This is a genomic window from Aquimarina aggregata (genome assembly GCF_001632745.1).
In the GTDB taxonomy this organism is placed as follows: Bacteria; Bacteroidota; Bacteroidia; order Flavobacteriales; family Flavobacteriaceae; genus Aquimarina; species Aquimarina aggregata.
On the sequence record NZ_LQRT01000060.1, the window covers coordinates 317,693 to 330,356 of the forward strand.

Annotated in this window: 12 protein-coding genes; 11 read left to right on the plus strand and 1 reads right to left on the minus strand. The window is 34.2% G+C overall.

Annotation, left to right across the window (positions count from 1 at the left end; all coding sequences use genetic code 11):
- The first annotated feature begins 28 nt into the window (after positions 1–28).
- Together AWE51_RS25915 and AWE51_RS25920 are read left to right on the plus strand one after the other, a co-directional pair.
- Positions 29–3,532, plus strand: a complete 3,504-nt coding sequence (locus AWE51_RS25915) for a DUF6443 domain-containing protein (protein ID WP_066320332.1) — start codon at positions 29–31, stop codon at positions 3,530–3,532.
- Between the two features lie 9 nt (positions 3,533–3,541).
- Entirely contained in the window at positions 3,542–3,745 is a 204-nt protein-coding gene (locus AWE51_RS25920; protein ID WP_066320333.1) for a DUF4926 domain-containing protein, read from the plus strand.
- 269 nt (positions 3,746–4,014) lie between these two features.
- Here AWE51_RS25920 and AWE51_RS25925 read toward each other — a convergent pair whose 3' ends face one another.
- Complete coding sequence (locus AWE51_RS25925; RefSeq protein ID WP_066320334.1) at positions 4,015–4,362, minus strand: helix-turn-helix domain-containing protein; 348 nt, start codon at positions 4,360–4,362, stop codon at positions 4,015–4,017.
- Between the two features lie 163 nt (positions 4,363–4,525).
- On the opposite strand from AWE51_RS25925, the gene AWE51_RS25930 reads away from it, so the two are divergent.
- From AWE51_RS25930 to AWE51_RS25970, 9 genes are all read left to right on the plus strand, one after another.
- On the plus strand, positions 4,526–6,076 hold the full coding sequence (locus AWE51_RS25930; protein ID WP_157766240.1) for a hypothetical protein: 1,551 nt from the start codon (positions 4,526–4,528) through the stop codon (positions 6,074–6,076).
- 107 nt (positions 6,077–6,183) lie between these two features.
- Positions 6,184–7,101: a tyrosine-type recombinase/integrase gene (locus tag AWE51_RS25935; protein ID WP_066320337.1), complete on the plus strand. Its 918-nt coding sequence runs from the start codon at positions 6,184–6,186 to the stop codon at positions 7,099–7,101.
- The gene (locus AWE51_RS25940; protein WP_066320338.1) at positions 7,098–7,988 is read left to right on the plus strand and encodes a tyrosine-type recombinase/integrase; all 891 of its coding nucleotides are present in this window, start codon (positions 7,098–7,100) and stop codon (positions 7,986–7,988) included. The genes AWE51_RS25935 and AWE51_RS25940 overlap by 4 nt, the downstream gene beginning before the upstream one ends.
- A gap of 60 nt (positions 7,989–8,048) precedes the next feature.
- A complete protein-coding gene (locus tag AWE51_RS25945; protein WP_232517458.1) occupies positions 8,049–8,297 on the plus strand; it encodes a hypothetical protein in 249 nt (82 codons plus the stop codon).
- On the plus strand, positions 8,288–8,581 hold the full coding sequence (locus AWE51_RS25950; protein WP_066320339.1) for a type II toxin-antitoxin system RelE/ParE family toxin: 294 nt from the start codon (positions 8,288–8,290) through the stop codon (positions 8,579–8,581). Before AWE51_RS25945 ends, AWE51_RS25950 begins: the two co-directional genes overlap by 10 nt.
- Before the next feature lie 1,469 nt (positions 8,582–10,050).
- Positions 10,051–10,200 carry a hypothetical protein gene (locus AWE51_RS26815; protein ID WP_157766241.1) on the plus strand — a complete coding sequence of 50 codons (150 nt, stop codon included), beginning with the start codon at positions 10,051–10,053 and terminating at the stop codon, positions 10,198–10,200.
- A gap of 57 nt (positions 10,201–10,257) precedes the next feature.
- Entirely contained in the window at positions 10,258–11,448 is a 1,191-nt protein-coding gene (locus AWE51_RS25960; protein ID WP_066320344.1) for an RHS repeat-associated core domain-containing protein, read from the plus strand.
- Positions 11,432–11,776, plus strand: a complete 345-nt coding sequence (locus AWE51_RS25965; protein ID WP_066320346.1) for a hypothetical protein — start codon at positions 11,432–11,434, stop codon at positions 11,774–11,776. Before AWE51_RS25960 ends, AWE51_RS25965 begins: the two co-directional genes overlap by 17 nt.
- A complete protein-coding gene (locus AWE51_RS25970) occupies positions 11,776–12,408 on the plus strand; it encodes a hypothetical protein (protein ID WP_066320347.1) in 633 nt (210 codons plus the stop codon). Before AWE51_RS25965 ends, AWE51_RS25970 begins: the two co-directional genes overlap by 1 nt.
- The last annotated feature ends 256 nt before the right edge of the window (positions 12,409–12,664 follow it).

Below are 12,664 nucleotides of genomic sequence, written 5' to 3' on the forward strand. Positions count from 1 at the left end.
AATCATATATAGTATTATAATGCTATTCATGGGATTTCAAATCCAGGCGCAGGTAGCATTATCAGACGAAAATTATATACATACCATTGTGCCACAGGTGGCATTAACCATTGCAGAAATCAATAACGTAGATTGTTCTACAATAAGTGCTGTAGATGATGCTATAGAAAGTGTTACTTATTTTGATGGCTTGGGTAGACCCATACAACAAAGAGCTATTAAGGCATCACCGCAGGGTAAAGATATTGTTACCCATATACAATATGATAGTTACGGTAGACAAGATAAACAGTACTTGCCTTTTGCATCCAATGCAAGCTCAGGAAGTTTGCAGGCAGTAGATGTTGACCAGGATATTAATACATATTATCTAGATATTTATGCAGACGATTTTCCTGGGATAACCAATCCCGCAGCCGTAAATGCATATTCAGAAAGTGTATTTGAAAACTCACCATTAAATCGAGTGCTAGAGCAAGGCGCACCAGGTAAAGCCTGGAAAGCTAATGCATCTAATGACACCGATCATACTATAAAATTTGATTGGAATACGAATGATGCTAATGAGGTATTCTATTTTAAGGTAATTTTTACAGGAGGAAATACCGAAAAACCAGAATTAGTAAAAGAAAACCATTATTTACCTAATGAATTATATGTAACAGTTACCAAAGATGAAAACTGGAGCCCTGCAGATGGCAATAATCATACTACTAAAGAGTATAAAAATAAATCCGGACAAGTAGTTTTAAAGCGAACGTATAATGCAAATGTTGCACATGACACCTATTATGTATATGACGATTTTGGAAACTTAACTTTTGTGATACCTCCAAAAGTTACTACAGACGATGACGTAAGCGCAATAGAATTAAAAGAGTTGTGCTATCAATATCGTTATGATCATAGAAATAGATTGATCGAAAAGAAAATTCCGGGTAAAGATTGGGAGTATATTATATACAATAGGTTAGACCAACCTGTATTAACTCAAGATGCTAATTTAAGAGCAAAAAGAAGATGGTTATTTACAAAATATGATGCCTTTGGAAGAGTTGCTTATACCGGAATTATAGAAAATGGGAGTACCGTAGCACTTCTTCGCAAGAAAACAGGGGGTACATCTTATGCTACATACGAGTCAAGATCAACAGCTCCTATTACTATTGCAGGAGCAACAATGTACTATACAAATGATTCATATCCAGTACGAATGTATAAAATTCTTACGGTGAATTATTATGACGATTACAACATAGGTGATCTAGTAACGCTGAATCCTGAAACAACTACCATCACTTGGGAAGGCATGACCGCTACAGCCGAAGTAAAAGGGTTGCCTACGGTATCTCAAGTACGGGTATTAGATACAAATAAATGGATTACGACTACTATTTATTATGATGAGAAAGGTAGACCTTGGGAGACTATTGTTAAGAATGAGTATCTAGGTACCGATGATTATGTACTTAATAAATTAGATTTTGTAGGGAAAGTTTTAAAATCCCATACCGTACATATAAAAGGAGGAGCTACAATCACAACGGTAGATAACTTTACTTATGATCATATGGGTAGATTATTAAATCAAACCCAAAAGATCAATAATCAAGAAGAAGAGCGCATTGCTAGTAACGCATATGATGAAATTGGGCAGTTGACTAAAAAGAATGTAGGTGGAACTGTCACCACGAGCGGAGTCGAGGGGTTGCAAACGGTAGACTATGCTTATAATATACGAGGTTGGTTAAAAGGAATCAACGATGTTACAACTTTAGGTAATGACTTGTTTGCTTTTGGGATTAACTATAATACCACCACAGAAAGTTTGGGTGCAACTGCTCTATATAATGGTAATATAAGTGAAACCCTTTGGAAAACTGCCAATGACAATACCAAACGAGCCTATGGGTACCAATACGATGCATTAAATAGGATTATTGCTGGTCGTAGTACTAGTAGTAACTATAATTTAAGTAATGTATCTTATGATAAAGTAGGTAACATTGAATCATTAAACAGAAATGGACACCTGGATATAAATGCAACTTCTTTTGGAGAGATGGATCAATTGATCTATGACTATGATAGTGGCAACAAGTTGCTAAAAGTAACCGACGCAGCAAATCAGAACTTTGGTTTTAAGGACGGCACCAATACCAATGATGATTTTGAGTATGATGCTAATGGTAACATGATCCTAGATAAAAATAAAGGTATTACCAATATCACATATAATCATTTAAACCTGCCAAAAACTGTTGCCATCTCTAATAGTGAAGGTGCAGGAACTATTTCTTATATTTACGACGCAACTGGAGCAAAATTAAAGAAAACTGTTCCTAGTGGAAGTTCTTTAATAACAACAGAGTATGCTGGTAATTACGTTTATAGAAATGGACAACTTCAGTACCTAAGCACTTCTGAAGGATATGCAGAACCTAACAATAGTAATGGGTTTGATTATGTATATCAATATGTTGATCATTTAGGAAATATTAGATTGTCCTATAAAGATGTTAATGGTAATGGATCAATTGCTCAGGATGAGATCATTGAGGAGAATAACTATTATCCTTTTGGATTAAAACACAAAGGATATAATGAAATAGTAAGCCCTCATACCAATGGTACAGCACAGCAGTTTAAATACAATGGTATTGAGTTAGAAGAATCTTTAGGATTAGATTTATATGAAATGGAGTTTAGACAATACGACCCAGCTATTGCCAGATTTACTTCAATTGACCCAGTTACTCATCACAATTTTTCTACTTATACTGCTTTTGATAATAATCCTGTGTATTGGGCAGATCCTAGTGGTGCAAATGCAGAGTCTTTTATAAATGATTTATGGAATCAATCAGGAGATGGTAAAACCACTTGGACAAACAATGATGATGGTACCTTTTCTAGTGATGATGGGCAAACCGCAGAATGTGATGACTGCGATGATAAGAAGAAACCAAAGGCAATGGCAGATGCAGGTTCTTTTTACGCTCAAGCGTATCGTAATGGAAATGCAAGTCGCGTCGCTCTTGAAAACGGTGGTGACCCAATGAATCCCACAGAATCTGATTTTGCTGAAGCTGAAAAACAGAGAAATACTGCTGCTGGAGAATTAGTGATGTTTGTAGTAGGAGAATGGGCTTTTGCAAAAGTCTTACAAGGAGGCTCTTATGTTTACAAATTTGTAAGATTTAAAAGTGTTTTTAACTCAACTATGAGGTCAAGTGTCAAAGATAAATTGGCTCGATATTTATTGAATTTAGACCACGCAGTAGGAGGCTCAAAAGCAAAGTTTTTTAAAGATGCATTAGGATTTACATTAGATAATGCTGATGATTTAGCGAAGCAAATCGTATTTAATAATAAAAAAGCAATTGCAACAGAAGTAACTAAATATGGAACAAAATATTCTCAAAATATAGCTATCAAAGGAGCTAATGGCAGAGTTATTGATGTTACATTTGCGTGGATTAAAAACAAAGACGGATTAGTGAAATTAGTAACAGGATTTCCGGCAAAATAGAATTGTATTATGTTTAAATTATATGATGTAGTAAAGTCAAAAAAAGAAATATCAGAGGATATACCAATAGATACTACAGGAACAGTAGTAATGGTTTATGATGAGTTTACGCCAATAGCTTATGAAGTTGAATTTGTAAATAATGAAATGGAGACTATAAATGTTGTTACTGTTGAAGAAGAAGATATCAGATCAGATAGCTCGGATTTATAACCTGAGATTAATTATAAGAAATAAAGCCACTCTTCGGAGTGGTTTTTTGGTTAGAATAGTATTTGAAATAGTTTTAAGAAGATCCAGATTTTTCTGAAAATCTTAAATAGTAGAAGTAATGTTGTGTCAACCTCTTTAAGAAGAGAGTTTACTGCTTTTAAGCGTTTTTTTAAACGCTTAACATTCTTTGTAAATCTGGTCACTCACATCCATTGCAACAATCGCGCATCATATTAGTAATATTTATAATTAATAAAAAGTTTACAATTTTACTGCGCTAATTTTTGCACTTTACGTTTAGTAATAAATGCATCGATTAGCTTTTTTACAGTACCTCTATCATCTTCATCCATTTGCTCTACTTCTTTAAACTGTGATAACAGTTCTGCATCGTCTAAAGAATCTTGAGCCTTTTGTTCTAAAGAACCATTTACAATATAGTCAATAGAAACCCCAAAGACATCAGCAAGACGTTTTAATACGTCTGCAGGCGGTTGTACTTCTTTAATCTCATAACGGCTCATCTGCGGATATGAGATATCAATTTTTGCAGCTAACTCACTCTGTGATAGGTTAGCTTTTTTACGAAGTTCCTGTATGCGTTGTCCTAAGGTCATAAATCAGATATGATACTATTTACTACAAAAATAACGAATAAGATGCTTTAAAAACACATATAGCACCCATATTGTTAATAATTACATCTTATAAGAACTATAATAATATATCTTTTTAGATATATTTGCATCATATAAGATATATTCTAAAAATTATCAACAAATGCTAAAAACACACAACCCACACAATTACCAGTACGTCAATGCGTATTTAGAAATCCACATTTTAGGAGGGATCAAGTTCAACAACTTAGAACGTATGCGCGTAACGATGAGTGTACAAAAACCCAAAAGCATTAATGTGCTACGTCATAGTATCGATCTGTATAATGACAATATGGTCGAGAAATTTGTACGAAAGATCGCAGAACGTATCGAGATCGGTACTAGTGTTACCCGAAAGACACTACAAGAACTTACATCAGCACTAGAGCAATATCGTATGGAAGAACTGGAACGAGAGAAGGAAGCTAACCAAACACCTATCGAAGAATTATCTGCGACAGAAGAACAAGCAGCCATCAAGTTCCTAAGGTCTAAAGGCCTATTAAGCAAAACAAACGAACTCATAGGCAAATCCGGAGTCATAGGGGAAGAAACCAACAGATTATTAATGTACTTGATCTTTACGAGTCGTAAAACCAATAATCCATTACACTGTATCAGTTTAGGCAGTAGTGGCGTTGGTAAAACCCATTTACAATCTAAAGTAGCGGAATTAATCCCCGATGAAGATAAAATAGAAATTACGGTACTCTCGGCCAATGCTTTTTATTACTTCAATAGAACCGAATTACGAAACAAACTTATACTTATTGAGGATCTGGACGGAGCAGAAAGTGTATTGTACCCATTACGAGAACTACAATCTAAAAAGAGAATTACCAAAACGGTAGTTCATAAAGATCGTAAAGGCACAACGAAAACTATACACTTAACTGTAGAAGGCCCTGTAAGTGTTGCAGGTTGTACCACTCAAGAATCTGTTTATGAAGATAATAGTAACAGAAGCTTTTTACTTTACATAGACGAATCCGAGGAACAGGATCAAAAGATTATGGATTATCAGCGATTACTATCGGCTGGCAAACGAAATCAGAAAGAAGAATTTGAATCGGCACGTTTTTTACGAAGTGTACAACGATCACTAAATGTAGTATCGGTTCGCAATCCATATGCAGAATATCTAACCTTACCTGTATCAGTTTTTAAACCACGAAGAACCAATGCGCATTATTTACAATTTATAGAAGCCATTACCTTCTATTGCCAGTGGCAAAGACCAAAAAAATATGATAAGGAGACTGGAGAGCAATATATAGAAACTACCATTGATGATATAGAGCAAGCCAATGAGATTATCAAAGAAGTGTTACTACGTAAAAGTGATCGCATTACTGGTGCAGCCAGAAACCACTTAGAAAGGCTTAAAGCCTACTTAAAAAGTAATGAACAAACTACGTTTACCAATGCTGAAATCCGCAAGCAACTAAATATCAAAGAAAGTACACTTAGGGGCTATCACAAACAACTACAGGAAGAAGGGTATATAAAGCGAGTAAACCCGCCTGCCGGACGGGCAGGGAAGAAGAAAACTAAGAGTTACTGTTTTGAAGTCATAGATATGAAAGAGTATGATTGGCTAAAAGCTAGTATTGATAATGCTTTAAAAGGTTGCCTGCAACAAATAGAACTAGGTTTAGTAGCAAATTAAACCGCGAGTCGCAACCAACTCGCAACCTATCTACTTGCGAGGATAACCGCAAGAAAGCCAGTTTATTATCTGTACTGCGCTACAGCATCACAAAAAACACATACCGTATGAAAAAACTAAAGCTACAAAATGATAGCTATAGGCTACTATTGTCTGATTTTGAGCAATGGTTAGATATTTTAGGCTATAACGAAAAGACTGTTTATTATACTCCCATATTTATACGAGAGTTCTTCCATTGGTTAGAAGAGCATAACATCCAACGCTTAGAGCAGATTACTCTTGATACTGTTAAAGCATACTACAAATACTTAGGAGAACGAAGTAACCAACGTAAAGGAGGAGGGTTAAGCAAAGCCTATCTTAACAAACATCAAAATGCCCTTAGAAAGTTCAGGGAGTATTTACAAAAGCAAGGAGCTAGAACCTTTAAAGTACATCTTCGATTAGAAAAAAGTGAAAGTGCTATCAAAGATATCCTTACCCAATCAGAGGTCAAAGACCTTTTTGAAGTCACTAGTTATAGCAGTAAACATGAACGAACACGATTACGAGACAAGGCCATACTTGTAGTGTTATATAGTTGTGGTTTACGAAGAACGGAAGCCATTAGCCTTGATGTAAGAGATATCCTTTTTGATGCAGGACGAGTACTTGTACGCAAAGGAAAAAATTACAAAGAGCGATATGTACCCATTAACAAGCACGGTATAATCATACTTGAAGACTATGTCTTCGAAGCCAGACCAATGTATACGGGCAGTCATAGTACAGAAGCTTTGTTTATCAATAAATACGGAGATCGATTACATGGCCAGAATTTAAGTAGAAGGTTACAACATTTATTAACCCTAGTTGATGATGAGATCTTAAGAGAGAAACACATCACTCCACATTGTCTTAGACATAGTATTGCTACTCATTTATTACAACAAGGCATGAAGATCGAAGACATACAACAGTTTTTAGGACATAGCTCCTTAAAATCCACGCAAATCTATACCCACTTACTTGAATTATTATGAAAGATTATTACACATATTTAGAAGAGCTTAATCATAGTGAAAGAACTATCAAAACCAATGTTTACAATATTGATAAGCTGAAACAATGGTGTAAAACTAAACGCACTAACCCTCAAAGACTAACCTATCGACAATTACTCAACTATATCACTCACTTAAAAACTACGAACAAACCTGAAACTATCAACAAGCATATCTGGGCAATCAAACATTACTGTACGTATCTGATAGAAGAAGGATACAGAACAGATAATATTGCAGACGATCTAAAAGTGAGAGGAGAACGCAAAAAAGTGTTCCATAATTTACTGACCAGTGATGAACTCGAAGATCTGTTTTATAGCTATGAAACTGATAAAATCTGGAAGGATAATTTTTACTACAGAGCTACTGCAAAGCGTAATAAGGTAGTTGTTGGATTATTAGTGTACCAGGGTTTATTGAGTAATAATTTTAAATCGTTAGAAGTTGAACACGTAGACTTGCGCAAGGGAACAATTTACATCCCAAGTACAAGAAAAAATGCATGGCGAAAACTAGAATTAAAACCTTGGCAGATTATAGAACTCAAAGAATACATCGAAGAAGTACGACCTATCATACAAGATCATATAGGTAGTCATGATGAAAAGCTGTTCCCACTTAATACACCCCAGTTCCATACTATCCTACATCCGATCTTAAAAAAGCTAAAAACCTACAATCAAAAAGTGACAAACAATACTCATATCAGAGCTAGTGTAATCGTCAATTGGTTAGGACAATACAACATCAGAAAAGTACAGCAAATGGCAGGTCACAGACATATTTTATCTACAGAATCGTATAAACAGGACAACTTAGAAAGCTTGCATGAAGCTATTAATCAGTTCCATCCGTTGAGTTAAATAAATCTTTGCAATATTAAATTGAATAAATTAATTAAATTATTAAAAGTTATCTTTGTTATGAATGTAAAAATGAATGTAATGAATATTGAGAGCACGAAATTAGAGTTAATGCATTTATTGCTCCAAACCCAAAAAGAATCTTTACTTGCCAAACTAAAGAAGGTTTTTGAAGAAGAACAAACAGACTGGTGGTATGATTTAAGTGAGCAAGAACAAAAAGATATAGAAATCGGAATTGCTCAAGCAGATATAGAAGAATATGTAGAAGATCAGGAAGCAATGAAGCGTTTTAAGAAATGGCATTAAAAATTGTTTGGACGCCCAAAGCTTTAGAAGGTTTAGATGAAGTTTTGGAATATCTTGAAACCCATTGGACATCAAAAGAAATACTAACCTTAGAACAAAACATCGAGGATTTTAAATCACAGGTAAAAAGAACTCCTTTAATATACCCAGTCACAGGAAAACATAAATATGTTCGAAGGGCAGTGATAAGCAAACACAATTATATTATCTATCGATTAAAACCTCGTAAAAAAGTAATCGAGTTGATTTACTTTAAAGCATCAAAGCAAAAACCAATAAAATAGCCAAGTGACTCCCTTTGGTCGAATCATTATTATGGGCGCAGCAAGAAAAATGCTTTGCCCATAAACTGTTATAAGGTGTTCCTTCGTCACGCCACAAGCTATTTTTTGTTATTCCACAAGTGCTGAAAATAGCACTTGTTCCATACCGTTCCAACTTCCTCACCTTCGGTCGTCAGTCTCCACTACAAACAAATAGCCTTGTTCTGTTCCTCCATCACCCGTAGCTACTTTTTTGCTTAAAAACTATAAGGAACGCTATCGCTATGAATTAAATTAAGCAAAACCGCTACTACATGGGCTACGCCGCTTAGTCGCAACCTAGCCAATTTTTATGTTGAAGTTAATATTGGATAAATCGGAAAACATAAAAATCGTCTGGCACACAAAACCACTACGTTACCTTTTGTGTGTCGGTTGCTCCACTACGCTTTGGCTACGCCTTTGTTTTTGCGTACACGCAGTTATCTTCAGTCGCCAGATGGCTATCATTTAGATTAAAGTGGAAGGTCAGCCACTCGATCCTTTGCAGCTTCCACTTTAATCTAAATGTAGAATTATACGATAGAAAATAGTGGTTTATTAACAAGAAAATGGAGTTGTTAACAACCTGTTTGTCAGGTGATTATTTAATTATTTACTTTGCTTAATAATTAGAATTATAAAACTCAAAATAAAATTAGAATATGGACAAAACTTTAATGTACATGATATTTTTTGTAGTTCTGGTAGTTTTGTTATGGATGATGCCAGATAAAAAAATAAATACAATACGTAAACTATTGACTTCATTATTGCAAGTCCTTCCTATAACAAAAGTTGCTGAAGCTTGTATAGCTTACTTTAAGAATAAAAATGCTTCCAAAGCGGAATAGTGATAGGCTGATGCCGTTGGGCTGTTCCGCTTTGGAAGTACTAGCCATAGTGGCGATTGAACGTCACACAAACTAGCTCAAAGTCTTGAAAAACACAGAAAATTACCTAAAATGTCCCCAAACTCGCCCAAATCACGTCTACGAGGCGATAATAGAGGTATAGTATTATAATACCTTCCGTAAAAATAGCTCATTAGAAATCAAAATCTTCAATGTTAGCAGTCGGTGCGCGGCTATTTTACATAGTTGCGTTATAGACCCTGAGTATGCGAAGAGCGGCTATAACTACCAATTATGTAAACATAGCTTGGGACAAGTGATGGCAAGGGTTGACATAGATCCTATTGAAAATTTTTAATACAATTTATTACTTGAAACCTTCTCTTTATCTTTGCAGTAGCTCCTTAAGGGTCAAAGGGTTAAATCCAAATAAACACTAATTAAATAATATATAGTTAAGTCAACAGATTAATGTTGATAAGGATATTTTTTGCTTAAATCTACATGGCTTTTTACTGTACTTTTTATAGCAAAACATACCAAATCACTTAACCCAGAAATACCAACAAAACGATACATACAGTAAATGATATTATTATGAGAATAAAAATCGAAAGAATAGAAATTAAGTTCAAAAAGTGGTGGCATGGTTTAGCAATAATAATGTTCATATTGCTAATTATATTTTATCCATTAGAGACATTAGGGTGGATAAAAGAAGTATTGGATAAATGGACAGGCAATTAGTATTTTACTATTTTAGCCAAGTAATAATGATGATGATAGAAAGAACGTTCTTATTTTTTGCTTTGTAGCAACCAACCGATAGAAAAAAGGGTACAGAGTTTATTTTTTTACGTAACTGAATACACTGGTAATTACGTTTATAGAAATGGACAACTTCAGTACCTAAGCACTTCTGAAGGATATGCAGAACCTAACAATAGTAATGGGTTTGATTATGTATATCAATATGTTGATCATTTAGGGAATATTAGATTATCCTATAAAGATGCAGATGGTAATGGCTCTATAAGTACTTCTGAGATAGTGGAAGAGAAGAATTATTATCCTTTTGGACTTCAAATGAAAGGATTTAATAATACACTACGAGGTAGAAGTCATAACTATGGATATAACGGTAAAGAAGAAAATGACGAGTTTGGTTTAGCTACATTAGATTATGGTGCAAGAAACTATGACCCTACATTAGGTAGATGGTTTGTCATAGATGCTCTTGCTGACGATGTTATGCAAGTAGATAAATCCACTTATGCTTATAGTTGGAATTCTCCAATATCTTTGAATGATCCTGACGGGAATTGCCCTTGGTGTTTAGGAGCGGTTATTGGGGCTGTTTCAGAATATGCTGTTCAGGTAACAGTAAATTTAGCAAAGGGACAATCTCTTGAAGATGCAGCATTCAATAATGTTGATTTTGCAGATGTAGGATTAGCAGCTGTAGAAGGAGCAGTAACCCTTGGAGCAAGTGCTGTTAGACGAATTGGAGTTCGAGTAGCAACAGAAGTTGTAAAAGCTGCTATTGATGTTAATGGAAGTGGTGATACAGATGTTATTGGTACAGAGGGGAGTAATAAAACAGTTACAGGCTTAGTAGTAGATACAGCCATAGGAGTTATAGGAGCAGAAGGAGGTGATAAATTGGCAAAAGGTGTTGTTAACGCCTCAAGTGATGCTGCTGTTAAAACAGCAAAATCAAATGTAAAAGCGGCATCAAAAAACCTAGACAAGGCAAATAATATAGTTTTTAATGGAGGAAAAAAAGCCGCACAAGGTTCTAAAGCAAAATCAGTAAGTGAATCATTTACCAGTTTTACTGCAGCAAAAGAGGCACAAGCTACTACGCAAGCTTTAAACAATACGGTAGGCCAATTAAGTGAGGACACCGTTAAAACAATCGTTGGGACAGCAGAAGGTACAGCATCTACAGTCGCAGCGGAAAAAACAATAGAAACAATTGAAAAACAAAAATAAAAGAGGAAATAAATCATTATGGATTTTGGTTTCAATAATCTTAATGATTTTCTGTTATGGGTTATTTCATAATATTCAAGAAAATAATGAATTAGAAGATTCCTCAGGTTTAACAACTGGTACGATTACAAAAAAGTATCGTATTATGAATCGAGGATATTATGTAAATTATAATTATAAAGTAAAAGGGCAGTTTCTTGAAGGAAGTGAAAGTGTTTCTAATAAAATAAAAATCAATGAAGTCAGTGTAGGAGATAAGTTTGAAGTAAAATATTCTATCAATAATCCAAACTATAGTGAATTACAGTTTAATAAGAAAATAAATTAATGAAAAAGCATATATTAACAATATTTCTTTTTACAAGCATCATTGTTTTAGGACAAAGTTTTGAAGGAAAGATAACATATGAGAATAGTTATGAAAGTAAAACTAAAGATCTTACTAATGAACAACTTAGCTCTTTAATGGGGACAGTTCAAGAATATATTATTGACAAAGGATATTATAAAAATATTTTTAATGGTAAACTCAACCAATTTCAGGTATACAGAAGTGATGACAATAAATTTTATAGTAAGTTTTCTATGAAAAATGTACTATACTGGAGTAATGGTGATATTGAAGGTGAAAAAGTAATAGATCTTAAGATAACTAAAGATAAGGAAGTTATTTTGGGAATTAAATGTGATGAGATTATGATGAAGACAAGTCAAAGCATATATAAATATTATTATAACTCAAAATACCCTATCAATCCTGATCACTATACTAATCATCTTTTTGGAAATTGGTATACTTATGTTGAAAATTCAAAATCTATTCCATTAAAAATAGTAATGGACACTCCTCAATTTAAATCAACAAGTACAGCTATAAAAATAGAAGAATTAGAAATAAAAAAAGAAATATTTGAATTACCTAAGATTCCTTTAGAACCTATTAGTAATTTTGGTAAATAGACCCGACCCCGCTTGCGCTCGAATCCTTTCGAGTGCCGTTACAGCTTGGCAGTAAGAGTAAGAAAATAAACATTAAGAACCAGTTGCAGAGATGTAACTGGTTTTTTATGCATAAGTGTTACGAGCTTTTGCACCCCGTATTCTATGATTAAATCAAGTAAAATTTAGATTTTTTTTAAGCGACAAATTTCATTGTATTTACATATGGAGTTTGTCGTTTTATTGTTGCAAATATTCTAGCTAATAGCTTGTTCCT